Raw genomic sequence first — 15,997 nt, 5'->3', positions numbered from 1 at the left:
CCGACCTCCTCTGCCACAAAGGCAAAGCTGTCACGGATGTCTCCGAACATCTGTCAACTATGTATCAGGGCTGTACACTCGACCCGAGGATCCACCTCTCCAGCGGGGAATGGATCCTCGCCTCAAGGGCGAGGATGACGGCGGAAAACATTCGTCACGTGGAGAAACGAGCCATCCCGTGTTGCATTGCCTCGTCTCAGCGAGTCAGCGTATCCAGCCGGTCGATATCGGCAGGAGAAAATACGGCAATACCGGCTTTTTCGAGCAGCGCCGCCGTAACCCCGTTGCCCGCATGTTTAACGCCCGAAAACGAACCGTCGTAAATCGCAAGCGATCCACAGGACGGGCTGCCGTCGATCAGAAGCGCATGGGTGCAGCCATTGGCTCTGGCGAAGGCCAGCGCCTTTTCCGCACCGGCGATGAACTCAGCCGTGACATCGCCGCCGGTCGCCTCCAGCACGCGGGCGCGGCCTTCCAGCACATCGAGGCCAGAAGCCCCGTCTTCTATTTCCGCCGGCGGACGCGGGACAGGCATGCCGCCGGCCATTTCCGGACAGATCGTCACCAGCCTGCCCTCGCTGCGCCAGCGCTCGATTGCCGGGTGCGAAAGAGGCTTGCCCTTGCCATCATAACGGACGGGCTGGCCGAGGAGGCAGGCGCTGATGAGGATTTTGAGGGGCGTTTGGGTCAATGGGAAATTATCCTGTGGGAGTCGAGACCGAGGTTACCCCCTCTGTCCTGCCGGACATCTCCCCCTCAAGGGGGGAGATCGGCAAGAAGAAGGCTCCCTGCAAAAAATCGCGACCTTCGAGGGGGCCGAAAGGCCGCCACGATTCGATCTCCCCCTTGAGGGGGAGATGTCCGGCAGGACAGAGGGGGGTGAACCGCGCACGTTACCGTCCCGGTCACCCCAAAACCCATCACCCGGTGATCTTCGAGAAATCCGCAACCGTTCCGGTGGCCTCACGGATGGCCTTCAGCAGCGCCAGACGGTTGGCGCGGATGGCCGCATCCTCGTCATTCACAAGCACGTCCTCGAAGAACCTGTCCACGGGCGCGCGCAACGTCGAAAGCGCCTGCATGGCGGAGCGGAAATCTTCGCCTTCGACGGCCTTCGCAGCGTCGGCAGAGGCGGTCTTGATCGCCGCATAAAGCGCCTTTTCGGCATCGAGCTTCAAAAGCTCTTCCGAAACGCCATCGGCGACGACGGTGCCTTTCTTTTCTTCGGCGGCCAGAAGCTGGGTGGCGCGCTTGGCACCCGCCAGGAGGTTCCTGCCATCCTCGCCGGTGATGAAGGCGGTGAGCGCCTCGACACGGCGGGCGATCATCAGGAGATCATCGGATTCGGGCGTGAGGACGGCGTCGATCAGATCGTAACGGGCACCGAGATCACGAAGGTAGACTTTCAGGCGATCATGGAAGAAGGAGAGAAGGTCCGGGTCCTTCGCAACGCTCAGCAGTGGCAGGCGCACGTTCTTCTCAAGTAGAATACGCACTACACCCAGCGCTGCACGGCGCAGTGCGAAGGGGTCCTTCGAACCGGTCGGCTTTTCATCGATGGCCCAGAAACCGACGAGCGTATCAAGCTTATCGGCCAGAGCGACCGTGATCGCCACCTTGTCGGCCGGCAGGCGGTCGGAGGGGCCTTGCGGCTTGTAGTGGTCTTCGATAGCAGCCGCGACGCTTTCGTTTTCGCCCTGCAGCGCCGCATATTTGCGGCCCATCAGGCCCTGAAGTTCGGGGAATTCGCCGACGGCTTCGGTGCGCAGGTCGGCCTTGGCCAGCACCACGGCGCGGTCCACCAGCGCGGCATCGGCGCCGACAACCGGGGCCAGCGCCTTCGCCAGTTCGCGAATGCGGGCCACGCGCTCACCCTGCGTGCCGAGCTTGGCGTGGAAGGTAACGTTCAGCGCATCGAGCTTGGCCATGCGCTGGTCGAGCGGCTTATTGAGATCGAGGCTGAATTTCGCAGCCGAGTCCTTCAGCGTTTCGAGATCGGGCAGATCGCCCTGGTCACGGTTCCAGAAATGGCGGGCATCCGACAGACGCGCGCGCACGACCTTGCCATTACCGTGAATGATTTCCTTGCCGCCATCGCTCGCCTCGATGTTCGAGATCAGGATGAAACGGTTGGAAAGGCCTTCTTCCGCGCCCTGACTGCGGGTGACGAAACACTTCTGATTGGTCTTGATGGTGAGGCGGATGATTTCCGCCGGGATTTGCAGGTAATCCTCTTCGAAGGTGCCCATCAGCACCTGCGGCCATTCAACGAGGCCGGAGACTTCTTCGAGAAGGCCCTCGTCTTCCACCAGATCGAGGCCGTTGGCGAAGGCCAGGTCCTTGGCGTCGTGCAGGATGATATCCTTGCGGCGCTCGGCGTCGAGAATGACTTTCGCCTTTTCGAGGCTCGAGACATAATCTTCGAAACGGCGCACGGTGATCGGGCCAGGCGCATGGAAACGGTGGCCATAGGTGACATTGCCGGCGACGATGCCGTCGATGGCGAAAGGAATGACCTGCGTTTCGTCATGTTCGGGGCCGAACAGGCAGACGATGGATTGCAGCGGGCGCACCCAGCGCAGGCTTTCCGAGCCCTTGCCTTCGATGCCGGCATAGCTGGAACCCTTCGGCATGGAGGCCGGGCCGGAGCGCATGGATTTCGGCCAGGGGAAGGAGCGGATGATGCCGGGCATCACCTCGGCGATGATCTCTTCCGCCGGGCGGCCGGGCTTGTTGATGATGGCGATGTAAAAATCGCCCTTCTTCGGATCGGAAACAACCTGCGCTTCCGAGATATCGTTGAGGCCGGCGCCGCGCAGAAAGCCCTCGATGGCCTTTTCATTGGCGTCGGTGCGCGGGCCCTTCTTCTCCTCACGCACATCGGCGGAGCGGGCGTTGAGGCCGCGAATATCCAGCGTCAGGCGGCGCGGCGTCCAATATTCGCGCGCACCCTCATAGGTCAGCCCTCTCTCCACCAAGGCATCGGTGACGAGTTTCTTCAGATCGCCCGCCGCCTTGCGCTGCATGCGGGCGGGGATTTCCTCGGAGCGAAGTTCAAGCAGAAGATCGGGCATGGGGTCAGGACTTTAATCTGTTGCAAAAGAGTGTCGCGGACTTAGCAAGACCAGCGGCAAAAGTCACCAGCTATCGGTTAAATTACCGCAGGCGCGCATCACCAGCCGCCGCCACCACCACCGCCGCCGCCGGAGCCGGAAGAACCGCCGCCGCCACCGCCTGAAAAGCTGGAGCCAGAAGAACTGACGGGCTGGGGAATGGTGGAGGCAATGGTATTGGCCATGGAGGTGGAAAAACCGCCGATCCGGTCGCCAAAGCTGCCGTAATGGCTGCCCGCATACCAGCCGGGCGCATAAGTTGCAGCAGCGGCACCGGCGGCAGCTGTGGCAAGCCAGGTCTCGAAGGTTCGGCTCCACGGTTTTTCGACGCCGAGCGCCACGGCATAGGGCAGCAATGTCTCGAAATGCTGTGGCGACATGGCAGGAGCGCCGGCCATGTTCATCCGGTCCTTTTCCGCCAGTGTCAGATAGGTTCGGAGGCCTTCGATACCGTCCATCAGCTTGCGGCCGAGCGGCGTCGGCGCGCCCATCAGGAACAGGAACAGTGCATTGGTGAGCACGATGCCGCCGATGGCGGCCAGCGCCAGCGACTTGGTGTCATGCGTCACATCCAGCAGGATTTGCGTGGCGATCCCGCCAATGGCCGAAAAGGCCACGAAACCGGCGAAGGCCAGCATGACGATGCCGCCGATCCGCTTTCGCAGCGGTGCGCCGCGCGAGAACTGCCGGCCGATGCCGATCGACAGGATGCTGAAGAAGAAGGCGAAAAAGCCGAAGACGAGGACGGCGGCAATGGCGCTTTCATCGAGATCGCCGAACACCAGCGTCGCGATGATGATGGCGATGCTGAAGAAGATACCGAAAACGATGTAGCCGGCATTGCTGCGGTAATATTTGCCGCGATGCTCTTTCTCTATCGCTGCGCGGAACTGCTTGCCGACCTTCTCAACCTCCGCGCCATGGGCCTTGTCGATGGTCAGCGTCTCGCCCGAGCCGCCGATGGAGGAAAGCAGCGTCTTCTGCCCGGTCGGCAGATCGGCAGCGGTTGCCTTTTCCGTGCGGCGAATGACGATGGAATTCTTCAGGTCTTCCAGAACGACATAACCCTTCACCGCCAGATCAAGGGCCGAGGCAGAGAGCGCCGTCCAGCCTGCACCGGAAAAACCGCGATTATCGACATAATTGACCAGAGCCGGGGAAAGCCCTTCCGGCGCATCCCAGCGCGGCACGATCACGCCCTTCGCCGGATCGCGGCCAACGGCGAACCACGCCCGCAGATAATAAAGCAGCACAGCCAGAAGCCCGCCGCCCGAAAGCAGGATGGCGAGATTGTCGCGCAGCCACCAGCCCGCCTCCTGCGAACTGTCAGGCGCGGCAATGGCACCCTTGGGCAGCTTGACGGCGACCGTCATGCCTTCACCCACCGAAAATGGACGGGTGGAGGCGAAAAAGACTTCGTTGCCTTCGCTGAGGATGCGGGCATCCTTGCCTTTCGCGCCAAGCGGACCGGTGAAGACGGCTGTATCGGTGGCCTTGACGCCCTGCGGCAGAGTGATGGTCGCGGAAATCTCGCCCATTGGGAACTGCCAGCCATTGCCGGTGACGTTCCAGGTCAGCTCATCATAATCGCTGAAATAACGGATCTGCCGGGCGGTGGTATAGGTGATCTGGAAGATGTGTTCGCCGGTCGGCAGAAAGCGGTCGGCGCTGCCGGTATAGATACGGATGCCGCCATCGATCGTTTCGGTGCGCCAGTTTTCCGGCGCACCATCGCGCTCCACCGAAACGACGTTGAAATCCACCTTGGTGCGGCGGTTATTCGCATCCAGCGCATAAAGCGGGAAATCGCGGAAGATGCCGCGCTTGATGTTTTGGCCTTCAGCGCGGGCGGTGATGGTTTCCGTCACCGTCAGCTTGCCATCCGCCGCCACCTCGACGACGGAATGGTAGGAGCGGATAAATTCCTCCGCCAAGGCCGGGAAGGCGGCGCCCAGAAAGACGAACAGCGCGAGAAGTCTTGCGGCGATGGTCTTCACGGGCAGTTCTCCTTGAGGGGGCAGAGCGTTTCCGGTTTCAAGTGATGATGCGCAGTACGGTCATTCCGTCATACCGGTCCCCGGATCAAGTCCGAGGATGACCCGGTATCCAGCAGCCGCGCGTCTGCGCGGCTTGAAGAGTCTTTCGCGATCAAGGACTTGATCGCGCTGGATTCCGGCTCAAGGCCGGAATGACGGAAAACCAATACCGTTCTTCTAATGCTGCGGCTCAGCAGCGCTTTCCTTTTCGGTATAGTCGACGCCGAGCGAGGCAAGCGCCTTCCAGTAGCCCGGATAGGTCTTGCCGACGCAGGCCGGGTTCTGGATCGCAATGCCGCCGATCTTCAGGGCCGCCAGCGCAAAGCTCATGGCGATGCGGTGGTCGGCAAAGGTATCGATGGAAGCCTTGACCGTCTGGCCGGCCAGAGCGGGATCGGAATGCACGATCAGGTCGTCGCCTTCCTCATGCGCCAGACCATCGCGGATTTCGTTAAGGCCGAGCGAGACGGCGCGGATGCGGTCACATTCCTTGACGCGCAGGTTGGCGATGCCGACGAAACGCACCGGCGTCTCGTTGAAGGCGGCCAGAACCGCAATGGTCGGAATGGCGTCCTGCATCTGCGAACCGTCGATTTCGGCGGGCAGGTGCGGAAACTTTGCCATGACGTCGTAGGCCTTGGCATCCGGCTGGGTGAATTTGTCGGCCGGCGTGCCGATATCGATCACGCCGCCGGTCAGAAGCTCCGCGCCCCAGAGATAGGTGGCGGCGGAGGCATCCGGCTCGATGTGGAAATCGGTGGCCGTGTAACCCGTCGGATGCACGCGCCAGATGGCGTTGCTGACCCGCTCCACCTTGGCGCCGAAGGCTTCCATGGCTGAGGTGGTGAGATCGATATAGCCTTTCGCGCCGATTTCCTCGCCCTTGAGGATGATATCGACAGGCTTGTCGCCGCAGGCCGCCGCCATCAGCAGCGCCGAGACATACTGGCTGGAAAGGTTGGCATCGATGGTGACGCTGCCTTTCGGGAACCCTGTGCCCTTGCCGCAGACGGTGACGGGCGGGCAACCGGTCGGGGCATCCGCCTCGACGCCGAGGGAGCGCAGGGCTTCCACCAGCGGCATGATCGGGCGTTTGCGCATGTGCTCGTCGCCATCGATGATGACGGCGCCATCCACAAGTGCGGCAGCGGCAGTGAGGAAGCGCGTAGCCGTGCCGGCATTGCCAAGGAAAAGCGGCTTTTCGGGCTGTTGCAAAACGCCCGTGCCTTCCACCACAAACGTCGTGGCGTCAGGCTCGGTTACCTTCACGCCCATCTCGCGCAAGGCTTCGGCCATATAAAGCGTGTCGTCGCTTTTCAGTGCACCGGTCAACCGGCTTTTGCCCCTGGCAAGACCAGCCAGGAGAAGCGCACGATTGGTGATGGATTTGGAGCCGGGCGGCTCGACCTTGCCGGAAAGCGGGTGGTCGGGCGGGGTGATGGTCAGTTCGATCATGATTGTCGTCTTGTCAAAAAATGCGGCACGGGGCCGGACTATCGGAATTTGAACGGGAAGTTTTAAGCCGCCGGAAGAGCAGTGCGCTTAGAATTTCACTGTCGGCACGGCGCGGTCGGCCGGGTTCTCGATCTCGAAATAGGGCGCCTTGGCAAAGCCGAACTGGCCGGCGACCAGATTGGACGGGAAGCTTTCCACCTTGACGTTCAGATCGCGGGCAGCGCCATTGTAATAACGGCGCGACATCTGGATTTCGCCTTCGATGGTTTCGAGCGAGCGCTGCAATTCCAGAAAGTTCGCATTGGCCTTGAGGTCGGGATAGGCTTCGGCGAGAGCAAAAAGCTTGCCGAGCGCCTGCGACAGCAGGCCTTCCGCCTGGGCGCGGCCTTCGACATCGCCCGCCGGCACGGCCTGCGCCCGGTTGCGCAGGTTGATCACCTCTTCGAAGGTGCTCTTTTCATGCGCGGCATAACCCTTCACGGTCTCGATGAGGTTGGGAATGAGATCGGCGCGGCGCTTCAGCTGCACGTCGATGCCCGACCACGCTTCTTCCTTCATCTGCCGCGCCTTGACGAGGCCGTTATAGATGAAGACGACATAAAGCGCGATTGCCGCGATGATTGCCAGCGTGATGAACATTCCCGACCCCTCCTCAAGAGGCGCGGATACCATAATGGCATCCGCACGTTAGACTGTTGCCTCGCCCTACATAAACGTTCAGGCGGCCCTGTTCCAGTTCACCCCGCCCGCATCCGTCAGCAGGAAGGCTTCGCCGCAGGCTTTCGCCAGCGTGCGCACGCGCAGGATATAGCTCTGGCGTTCCGTGACCGAAATTACGCCGCGCGCATCCAGAAGGTTGAAGACATGGCTGGCCTTGATGCACTGGTCATAGGCCGGGAACACGCATTTGTGCAGGCGCTGATTGTCGTTATCACCGGGCGCGCCGGCGGCGAGAAGCGCCTGGCATTCCTTTTCGGCGTCGATGAAATGACGATGCAGCATGGCGGTATCGGCAAATTCGAAGTTGTGACGGGAATATTCCTGCTCAGCCTGCAGGAAGACGTCGCCATAGGAAATCTTCTCTTCGCCCTCGCGGCCGTTGAAGTTCAGGTCGTAAACATTGTCGACGCCCTGCACATACATGGCCAGACGCTCCAGACCATAGGTCAGTTCGCCCGCAACCGGCGAGCATTCGATGCCGCAGACCTGCTGGAAATAGGTGAACTGCGAGACTTCCATACCGTCGCACCAGCATTCCCAGCCAAGACCCCAGGCGCCGAGCGTGGGGCTTTCCCAGTCGTCTTCGACGAAGCGCACGTCATGCAGCAGCGGATCGAGACCGATCGCCTTCAGCGAACCGAGATAGAGTTCCTGCAGGTTGGACGGGTTGGGCTTCAGGATGACCTGATACTGGTAATAATGCTGCAGGCGGTTGGGGTTTTCACCGTAACGGCCGTCGGAAGGGCGGCGCGACGGCTGCACATAAGCGGCCTTCCACGGCTTCGGACCGAGTGCGCGCAGCGTCGTCGCCGGATGAAACGTACCCGCGCCCACTTCCATATCATAGGGCTGCAGCACCGCGCAGCCCTTGTCGGCCCAGTAATTGTGCAGCGTCAGGATCAGGGCCTGAAAGGAACGCTTCGGGTTCATGTGGTCGGGAACATCGGTCATTGCAGTCATCGCGGCGTTAGGAGGACAAGTAAGCATTGACTTACTTCGGATGCGGACTGGTGCCACGGCAGGGCCTGAGGGTCAAGGTTTTATGCGTGGAGGCGGGAAGTGAAGGGGTTGACGATCTTCATCCGCCCTTCGACGGTGAGACCGTCATGCATGTCTTCGGAGAGGAAGACGGCGCTCTCAGCCTCCAATGCGGCTGCCAGCATCAAGGCGTCGTAAAATGCGACACTGTATCGCTCTGCGACATCAAGCGCGGCCAAGTGAATAGACACATCAAGTGGCACAATCCGCGCGGCGGCCGTTCTGAAATCTTCCAAAGCAGAGCGTATGATGCTCCACTCCATTCGCAATTTTCTCCGCGCTACGACTGAAAACTCGTTAAGCGCCTGCACACTGGTGATGAAGGGCTGCGATATAATAGCATTGGCCACCTCCGAGTGCCGGTCGGAGGTTGAAGCATAGACCAGAATATTGGTGTCAACGAAGGGCGTTCCGCTCAACGCTCATTCGCCTCGTCGCGATCAAACCTGTAGTCAGCCGGCAAGGTCCAGCGAAGCGCCCGAATTTTCTCCAGTGCCTGACGCCGTTCGTCTTCAGTCGGCGTTTGAGCAAGGGGTACAGTCGAGGTCACAACATCCACCTCGTCGCCTTCCTTGATATGCAAAGCTTCCGCGACATCCGCCGGAATGCGGACCGCAAGACTGTCGCCCCATTTCGTGACGCGCATGGATGCCTCCTATCGACAAAGAGACTATAGCAAATTCCACGTTACAGGAAAATTACGTCTCATCCTCGCGCTTCACGCGGTATTCGCCGGTTTCCGGGTCCTTGATCAGCGTGCCGATGGCGCCGGTCTCGCGTTCCTTCTCGCGCTGTTTCGATTTCGCCGAAAGCTTTTCCGCATCGCGGACGAAGCGGCGGTAAAGGATGACGGATCCCACCACCAGAAGAATAATTGTAATGAGCTGCGCCATAAGGCTTTATTCCCGCGACATCATAGACCGAAACGCGACCACAATGCCTTTTCTTCGGCGACCTCCGCAAGCCCCGAGGCGGCGCCGGCGGCCAGCCTTTCGGCATTCACGTCCAAGGCAGCATTGACGCCCGGCACCTTTTTGCCGAACAAAGTGCGCCCGCCGCTGACGAGCTGGAGCTTGACCTTTTCACCATAACGGCGGCGCAGAACCTCGCGCATGTCGCCCAGCCCGTCGATCAGGCCGAGATCGAGACCGCGCATGCCGGTCCAGAACAGGCCGGAGAAGATTGCCTCGTCGCCCTTCAGTTTCGAGCCGCGGCGCATCTTGACCATATCGATGAAAACATTGTGGATTTCGACCTGAAGCGACTTCAGGTAATCGATATCGCCTTCCTTTTCGGGCTGGAAGGGATCGAGGATGACCTTGTTCTCGCCGGCCGTATAGACACGGCGCTCCACACCGATCTTCTTCAGCATTTCCGGAAAACCGAAGCCGCCGGAAACGACGCCGATCGAACCGACGATGGAGGTGGGATCGGCGATGATTTCATCACCGGCAAGCGCGATCATGTAACCGCCGGAGGCTGCAACGTCCTCCACGAAGATCAGGACTTTCTTTTCCTTTTCCTCGGCAAGCTGGCGGATGCGGTTATAGATCATCCGCGCCTGCACCGGCGAACCGCCGGGCGAGTTGAGCGAAATGGCGACGGCCGGGGCATCCGTGACGGCGAAGGCCTTTTCCAGAAGCGGCGCATAGGAGGCGAGATTGAGGGCGGGGCGGAACTGGTTGCCGCCGGCCATGATCGCGCCATGCATGCGCACCACCGGGATGACGAGCTCTTTTTTACGAAAGCGTTTCGGCACCAGATACTTCAGAAAACCCACTACTCAATCCTCGCAGCATTTATCCGTTCGTCACGGATGTATGTATCGCCCCGGAAAACACAATGGTTTGCGGCCGGCGGAACCGCGATATTTATGACGCGGGCCGGATTGCCCTTACATGACGCGAATAGGCAACGCGGCCATTATTCAGGTCATCGACGAAGGGGGTGAAGGCATGGCTGCCGGTCTCATGCATGGTGAGAGGTGCGCGGAAGGACAGCCGCGCCCGGGAACCCTTGATGGCGGTGATAAGCATACGCACCGCGTCCTCACCGGGACGCGGATGGATGAGGGTGATTTCGATGCCGCCGAAACGGTTGCCGCAGGCGTCGATGATCTCCGCCACGGATTGCGGCCTTGAAATCAGGGAAAGCTGCCCGCCCGGAACCATGATCGCGCCCGCGGTCCTGATCCAGTCTTCGAACAGGCCTTCCGTCATGGCGTGCGCTTCCGCCTTCAGGGCATCCGGCGTGCGGCGGTCGCCCGCGTCGTTATAGGGCGGGTTCATGATCACGTGATGGAAATAATCATCGGGCAACCCGGCTTCGGCGCGTGCTTTCGCCCGCAGGGTCACATCCGCCTCGCGCACATTCACCCGAGCGAAAAAAGCGGCATTTTCAGGCAATTCGAGGCTGCGGCGGGCAAATTGCGCCATTTCCGGCGAGCGTTCGTAGAGCGTCACCTCGGCCCTTTCGAGCCGCGCCGCAACCGCCATGCCGGCAGCACCCGCGCCCGCGCCGAGATCGGCGATCCGGCAGGCCCGGTCATCCGCCACCAGTGATGCCAGCAGCATGGCGTCCATGCCGGCCCGATGCCCCCTGCCCTTTGGCTGGATGATGTGAAACCGACCCCGGTGAAAGGCGTCGATCGTTTCGGAAATGCCGTCGCCCACCGCCGCTCAAGCCTCTTCGTTGCGCAATTCGTCGCCGAGCCCCGCATCGATGAGAATGCGGCGGGCCTGATCGGCCCGATCTTCTTCCACCAGAAACCTTCGCGGTAAAAGACCGAGCGATCCTTCCAGAATGCTCATCGCCTGATCGGCGATAAGGCAATGGATGCCGGCATCCTTCATCAGGCTTTCGGCGAAGGAGAGCAGCACGGCATCGTTGGTACGGATCAGTTCACGCATGGATAGACCTTAAATTCCCATCTTTTTGAATGGCTAGCGGCAATTCGCCCCTTGCCGCGCAAGGCGTCAGTTTTTATTGTCGAATTCAAATTCGAACTGGAGTCCTGTCCCTTGGGCGTCGTCATACCGCTTGAAGAAAGCAAAAACAAACTCGCATCCGTCAAGCCGCTTGTCGACCTGACCCGCCCCGATATGGAACGGGTGAACCAGCTTATCCTTTCCAAGGCCGGTTCCGATGTCCAGATGATACCCGAGGTGGCCAACCACCTCATCTCCTCTGGCGGCAAGCGGCTGCGGCCGATGCTGACGCTCGCGTCGGCCTCGATGTTCGGCTACGAGGGCGATCACCACATCAAGCTCGCCACCAGCGTGGAATTCATGCACACGGCGACGCTGCTGCATGATGATGTGGTGGATGAAAGCGACCTGCGCCGCGGCAAATCCACCGCCCGCACCATCTGGGGCAACCAGGCGAGCGTTCTCGTCGGCGACTTCCTGCTCGGCCAGGCCTTCCGCATGATGGTGGATGTCGGCTCTCTCGATGCGCTCGACGTGCTCTCCACCGCCGCCTCGGTGATCGCCGAAGGCGAGGTGCTGCAGCTTTCGGTCGCCAAGAACATGGAAACGACCGAAGACGATTATCTGCAGGTGATTCGCGCCAAGACGGCCGCCCTTTTTGCGGCGGCGGCGGAAGTCGGCCCCATCGTCGCCAAGACCGACAAGGCGACCCGCAGCGCACTGAAATCCTACGGCATGAATCTCGGCCTCGCCTTCCAGCTGGTCGACGATGTGCTGGACTACGGTGGAAAATCCGCCGATCTCGGCAAGAATACCGGTGATGATTTCCGTGAAGGCAAGATCACCCTGCCGGTCATCCTGTCCTATCGTCGCGGCACGCAGGATGAGCGCGCCTTCTGGCGCAACGCCATCGAAAAGGGCGAAAGCAGCGATGAGAACCTCGAAAAGGCGCTGGGCCTGATCACCAAGTACAACGGTCTTGGCGATACGATCGGCCGCGCCACGCATTACGGCACCATCGCCCGCGATGCGCTCGCACCGCTGCCACAGAGCCCCTGGAAAGATGCGCTTCTGGAAGTGATCGACTTCTGCATCGAGCGTCTGAACTGACGCCGCAGGCCGGACGAAAAGCGGATGGAAAAGACCGTCCGCCCAAGGTTCCGGGCCAGCTTCTCCGCAAGGCGTGATTGTGGCCGGGGCCATAATTTCTTGCGGGGCTGCTTCAAAAAAGCCATTCTATCGTGACCAACAATGGAAACTGATTTTTCCGTGCTTCTGCACAAAGGCAAAGGTTCCCTCATGCGGCGTAAACCAGCACTCCGTCTTCTCTGCAGCGCGGCTCTTGCCGCTGCTCTCGCAATCGGCGCGGGTGCGAGCCCCGGCTTTGCGGAGACGAAGGCGACACCGGAAGACAAGGCCGTTACGTTCGATCCCGGCAAGGTGAACACCTTCTCCGGCGCCTTCCTCGCCGGACGCAATGCCGATGTCGATCAGGATTATCCCACCGCGATTTCTCTCTACAAGAAGGCGCTGGAATTCGATCCGGCCAATACGGAAATCCGCCAGCGGCTGATGATCGCCGAACTTCTGAGCGGCAATTTCGAGGCCGGCGCCAAGATCGCCGATTCGATGAAGGACGATACCTCGGTGGAGCGCGTGACGACCATCGTGCGCGGTCTCGACGCCATCAAGGACAAGGAATTCGCCAAGGCCGAGAAAATCCTGAAATATACCGGTCCGAACGATCTCGACCGCATGGTCAACACGCTTTTGACCGCCTGGGCGCGTGCCGGTTCCGGCAAGCCGAAGGAAGCGCTGGCGCTGGTCAACAATATGAAGGGCCCGGGCTGGATCTCGATCTTCCAGAAATACAATGCGGCAGCCATTGCCCTCGTTTCCGGCAATACGGAAGCGGCCCGCAAAAGCCTCAATGAAGCAGTGACCGATCGCGAAGGCGGGGCAACCGCCTCCGATACCTATATGCGCGCGGTGATGGCGCTTGCCCGGCTGGAGGCTTCCGCCGGCAACAAGCAGAAGGCGCTGGATGCGATTGCGGTCGGCGACACTTTCGCGCCGAATTACGCGCCTCTGAAAGCGCTTCGCCAGTCCATCGAAAATGGTGAAAAGCCGGAACAGCAGATCACCAATGCAGTGGAGGGCGCCGCCAGCGTCATGTTCTCCATCGCCGGCGCGCTGAACCGCGAAGGCGCCGAAGAGATCGTGACGCTTTATCTGCAGACGTCGCGCGCGCTCGATCCCAAGAGCCCGGATACGCTCATCCTTCTCGGTGGCCTGTCCGAAGTGCTGAAACAGCCTGACCGCGCCATTGCCTTCTACCGCGAGGTGCCGAAGGACTCCCCCATGTATCGCATCTCCGAGCTGCAGCTCGGACTGACGCTCGCGCAGACCGGCAAGGTGGATGAGGCGCGCAAGCATCTCCAATCCCTGCTCGAATCCGATCCGAAGGACATTCGTTCCTATCTCGCCTATGGCAGCGTGCTTTCCGATGCCAAGGACTACAAGGCGATGGCCGAGAACTACGACAAGGCCATCGAGGTGATCGGCTCCGTGCCGCAGAAATCCGACTGGTCCGTCTTCTTCCAGCGCGGCATCGCCTATGAGCGGCTGAAGGAATGGGACAAGGCCGAACCGAATTTCAAGCGGGCGCTGGAGCTGAACCCCGAACAGCCACAGGTGCTGAACTATCTGGGTTATTCCTGGGTGGACAAGGGCATCAATCTCGATGAAGGCATGAAGATGATCAGCCGCGCCGTCGAACTTCGGCCGAATGACGGCTACATCGTCGATTCGCTCGGCTGGGCGCATTATCGCCTCGGCGCTTTCGATGAGGCCGTGACCGAGCTGGAGCGGGCGATCGAACTGAAAGCCGGCGATCCGACCATCAACGACCATCTGGGCGACGCCTATTGGCGGGTCGGCCGCAAGATCGAGGCGGTTTATCAGTGGAACCGCGCATTGATCGGCGACAGCGACGACGTGGACAAGGCCAAGGTGAAGGAAAAGATCGCCAACGGCCTGCCGCCGGTGGAAAAAGATGCCGAAAATACCGCCAAGAAGGACGTCGCGCCACAGCCGCCGGCTCCTCCGGCACCGGCACCGGCTGCCACTCCGGACAAGAAATCCTGACGCCGCATGCGCGGACATGAAGTTTCCGGAGCCACCGAGACCATCGAGGCGGCCCCGGCCAAGATCAATCTGGCACTGCATGTGACCGGCCAGCGAGCGGATGGGTATCATCTGCTCGAAACGCTGGTGACCTTTACCGAAACCGGCGACACGATCCGCATTCGCGACGCCGATGCCGACGGTTTCTCCATCTCAGGCCCCTTTGGCGATCTCTTGCGCGCCGGCGATGGCGGCGATAACCTCGTCACCCGCGCCAGAGACCTGCTGCGCGATGCGCTCGCATCGACGGGTCAGCCCGCACCCCCGGTCGCCATTCATCTTGAAAAGAACCTGCCGGTGGCTTCCGGCATCGGCGGCGGCTCGGCGGATGCGGCGGCAACGTTGCGGGGGCTTTTGCGGCACTGGGGTGCCGGGATCGCACCGGATGCGCTTGCATCCATGGCGCTGACACTCGGGGCGGATGTGCCGATGTGCCTTGAGAGCCGGCCCCTGATCGCGCGCGGCATCGGCGAGGACATCGAAGCGATCACCGATCTGCCGGAACTATCCATGGTTCTGGCCAATCCGCTGAAGGCGGTCTCGACGCCGGAGATTTTCCGGCGATTGCACAACAAGACCAATCCACCGCTGCCCGCCCCTGCGACGATTGGCTGGATGGATTTCCTCGCCCAAAGCCGTAACGATCTGCAGCCACCGGCACAGGCGCTGCTGCCGGAGATCGGGGAGATCATCGGGTTGCTTTCGCAGGAAGGTGCGGCGCTTGCGCGCATGTCCGGTTCGGGAGCAACCTGTTTCGGAATTTTTCATTCCTTCGATGCCGCCCAAAACGCGGAAACATCGCTTCGGAAGAAACACCCCGGCTGGTATTTTCAGGCGACGCGGACCATTTGAGGATAAGGCCATGGCAGGCGAAAGACCCTTCATTCCCCTCGGCATTGCGGTTTTGACCGTTTCGGACAGCCGCACGCTGGAGAATGACAAATCCGGCGATACGCTCGTCGCAAGGCTGGAAGAAGCGGGCCACAGGCTCGCGGCCCGCGCCATTGTGCCTGATGACAAGGCAGCGATTGCCGGCACCGTGCGCGACTGGACGCTCTCTGAAGGCGTGGATGTGGTCATCACCACCGGCGGTACCGGCTTTACCGGCCGCGACGTGACGCCGGAGGCACTGGAGCCGCTGTTCGAAAAGCGCATGGACGGGTTTTCCGCCCTCTTCCACCACATCTCCTATGACAAGATCGGCACCGCCACCATCCAGTCGCGGGCGACCGGCGGCGTGGCGAACGCGACCTTCATCTTCGTCCTGCCAGGCTCCCCCGGCGCCTGCAAGGATGCCTGGGACGGCATCCTCAAGGCCCAGCTCGATTATCGCCACCTGCCCTGCAATTTCGTGGAGATCATGCCAAGGCTTGATGAGCATTTGAAGCGCGGCAAAAGCTGAAATCCGTATCGCTCGCCAAGCCGCAATATAGTTCGTTTTGCGGCCGCTCATCCGTAATGCGGCTGACGCTTCGCGGTAGTATGGGTTGTTGCCGCGACGCGGATAAGCTCGGCGGCCTCT

Annotated in this window: 16 protein-coding genes; 4 read left to right on the top strand and 12 right to left on the bottom strand. The window is 61.0% G+C overall.

All coding sequences use genetic code 11. From position 1 onward, the window contains the following. Window positions 1-196 precede the first annotated feature (196 nt). From ACIQUH_RS20535 to ACIQUH_RS20480, 12 genes are all read right to left on the bottom strand, one after another. Window positions 197-691: a DUF523 domain-containing protein gene (locus tag ACIQUH_RS20535; protein ID WP_400818322.1), complete on the bottom strand. Its 495-nt coding sequence runs from the start codon at window positions 689-691 to the stop codon at window positions 197-199. Window positions 692-920: 229 nt separating this feature from the next. Beyond that, window positions 921-3,074, bottom strand: coding sequence for a glycine--tRNA ligase subunit beta (glyS, locus tag ACIQUH_RS20530; RefSeq protein WP_400818319.1), 2,154 nt, complete (start codon window positions 3,072-3,074; stop codon window positions 921-923). Window positions 3,075-3,172: 98 nt separating this feature from the next. Further along, window positions 3,173-5,110, bottom strand: a complete 1,938-nt coding sequence (locus ACIQUH_RS20525; protein WP_400818316.1) for a DUF2207 domain-containing protein — start codon at window positions 5,108-5,110, stop codon at window positions 3,173-3,175. 216 nt (window positions 5,111-5,326) lie between these two features. Further along, window positions 5,327-6,604 carry a 3-phosphoshikimate 1-carboxyvinyltransferase gene (locus tag ACIQUH_RS20520; RefSeq protein WP_400818314.1) on the bottom strand — a complete coding sequence of 426 codons (1,278 nt, stop codon included), beginning with the start codon at window positions 6,602-6,604 and terminating at the stop codon, window positions 5,327-5,329. A gap of 87 nt (window positions 6,605-6,691) precedes the next feature. Then, window positions 6,692-7,243, bottom strand: coding sequence for a LemA family protein (locus tag ACIQUH_RS20515; RefSeq protein ID WP_400818311.1), 552 nt, complete (start codon window positions 7,241-7,243; stop codon window positions 6,692-6,694). Window positions 7,244-7,321: 78 nt separating this feature from the next. Continuing rightward, entirely contained in the window at window positions 7,322-8,284 is a 963-nt protein-coding gene (locus tag ACIQUH_RS20510; RefSeq protein ID WP_059760683.1) for a glycine--tRNA ligase subunit alpha, read from the bottom strand. 80 nt (window positions 8,285-8,364) lie between these two features. Beyond that, a complete protein-coding gene (locus ACIQUH_RS20505; protein WP_400818308.1) occupies window positions 8,365-8,781 on the bottom strand; it encodes a PIN domain-containing protein in 417 nt (138 codons plus the stop codon). Next, the gene (locus ACIQUH_RS20500; RefSeq protein WP_400818306.1) at window positions 8,778-9,008 is read right to left on the bottom strand and encodes an AbrB/MazE/SpoVT family DNA-binding domain-containing protein; all 231 of its coding nucleotides are present in this window, start codon (window positions 9,006-9,008) and stop codon (window positions 8,778-8,780) included. The genes ACIQUH_RS20505 and ACIQUH_RS20500 overlap by 4 nt, the downstream gene beginning before the upstream one ends. Before the next feature lie 52 nt (window positions 9,009-9,060). After that, window positions 9,061-9,255: an NfeD family protein gene (locus tag ACIQUH_RS20495; RefSeq protein WP_003503256.1), complete on the bottom strand. Its 195-nt coding sequence runs from the start codon at window positions 9,253-9,255 to the stop codon at window positions 9,061-9,063. A gap of 20 nt (window positions 9,256-9,275) precedes the next feature. Continuing rightward, window positions 9,276-10,142, bottom strand: coding sequence for a S49 family peptidase (locus ACIQUH_RS20490; RefSeq protein ID WP_400818304.1), 867 nt, complete (start codon window positions 10,140-10,142; stop codon window positions 9,276-9,278). Window positions 10,143-10,233: 91 nt separating this feature from the next. Beyond that, entirely contained in the window at window positions 10,234-11,034 is an 801-nt protein-coding gene (locus ACIQUH_RS20485; RefSeq protein WP_400818302.1) for a tRNA1(Val) (adenine(37)-N6)-methyltransferase, read from the bottom strand. 6 nt (window positions 11,035-11,040) lie between these two features. After that, window positions 11,041-11,271 (bottom strand): DUF2007 domain-containing protein, encoded by a 231-nt coding sequence (locus ACIQUH_RS20480; protein ID WP_003503261.1) that lies wholly within the window; start codon window positions 11,269-11,271, stop codon window positions 11,041-11,043. A 111-nt stretch (window positions 11,272-11,382) separates the two neighbouring features. On the opposite strand from ACIQUH_RS20480, the gene ACIQUH_RS20475 reads away from it, so the two are divergent. From ACIQUH_RS20475 to moaB, 4 genes are all read left to right on the top strand, one after another. Beyond that, window positions 11,383-12,399 carry a polyprenyl synthetase family protein gene (locus ACIQUH_RS20475; RefSeq protein WP_400818300.1) on the top strand — a complete coding sequence of 339 codons (1,017 nt, stop codon included), beginning with the start codon at window positions 11,383-11,385 and terminating at the stop codon, window positions 12,397-12,399. 189 nt (window positions 12,400-12,588) lie between these two features. Next, complete coding sequence (locus ACIQUH_RS20470) at window positions 12,589-14,436, top strand: tetratricopeptide repeat protein (RefSeq protein ID WP_400818298.1); 1,848 nt, start codon at window positions 12,589-12,591, stop codon at window positions 14,434-14,436. Window positions 14,437-14,442: 6 nt separating this feature from the next. After that, a complete protein-coding gene (locus tag ACIQUH_RS20465) occupies window positions 14,443-15,327 on the top strand; it encodes a 4-(cytidine 5'-diphospho)-2-C-methyl-D-erythritol kinase (protein WP_400818295.1) in 885 nt (294 codons plus the stop codon). Between the two features lie 10 nt (window positions 15,328-15,337). Then, window positions 15,338-15,877: a molybdenum cofactor biosynthesis protein B gene (gene moaB, locus ACIQUH_RS20460; RefSeq protein ID WP_400818293.1), complete on the top strand. Its 540-nt coding sequence runs from the start codon at window positions 15,338-15,340 to the stop codon at window positions 15,875-15,877. The last annotated feature ends 120 nt before the right edge of the window (window positions 15,878-15,997 follow it).

It is taken from the genome of Agrobacterium sp. NPDC090283 (assembly GCF_044769685.1).
Lineage (GTDB): Bacteria > Pseudomonadota > Alphaproteobacteria > Rhizobiales > Rhizobiaceae > Agrobacterium.
Note: the sequence above shows the minus strand (reverse complement) of the source record. Positions and strands in the feature narration are given on the sequence as shown.

What these genes read in the sequence shown, in the direction of transcription:
- ACIQUH_RS20515 (WP_400818311.1), bottom strand. Translation starts at nt 7,243, where the DNA reads ATGTTCATCACGCTGGCAATCATCGCGGCAATCGCGCTTTATGTCGTC.
- ACIQUH_RS20495 (WP_003503256.1), bottom strand. Translation starts at nt 9,255, where the DNA reads ATGGCGCAGCTCATTACAATTATTCTTCTGGTGGTGGGATCCGTCATC.
- ACIQUH_RS20520 (WP_400818314.1), bottom strand. Translation starts at nt 6,604, where the DNA reads ATGATCGAACTGACCATCACCCCGCCCGACCACCCGCTTTCCGGCAAG.
- ACIQUH_RS20510 (WP_059760683.1), bottom strand. Translation starts at nt 8,284, where the DNA reads ATGACTGCAATGACCGATGTTCCCGACCACATGAACCCGAAGCGTTCC.
- ACIQUH_RS20465 (WP_400818295.1), top strand. Translation starts at nt 14,443, where the DNA reads ATGCGCGGACATGAAGTTTCCGGAGCCACCGAGACCATCGAGGCGGCC.
- ACIQUH_RS20470 (WP_400818298.1), top strand. Translation starts at nt 12,589, where the DNA reads ATGCGGCGTAAACCAGCACTCCGTCTTCTCTGCAGCGCGGCTCTTGCC.
- glyS (WP_400818319.1), bottom strand. Translation starts at nt 3,074, where the DNA reads ATGCCCGATCTTCTGCTTGAACTTCGCTCCGAGGAAATCCCCGCCCGC.
- ACIQUH_RS20480 (WP_003503261.1), bottom strand. Translation starts at nt 11,271, where the DNA reads ATGCGTGAACTGATCCGTACCAACGATGCCGTGCTGCTCTCCTTCGCC.
- moaB (WP_400818293.1), top strand. Translation starts at nt 15,338, where the DNA reads ATGGCAGGCGAAAGACCCTTCATTCCCCTCGGCATTGCGGTTTTGACC.
- ACIQUH_RS20500 (WP_400818306.1), bottom strand. Translation starts at nt 9,008, where the DNA reads ATGCGCGTCACGAAATGGGGCGACAGTCTTGCGGTCCGCATTCCGGCG.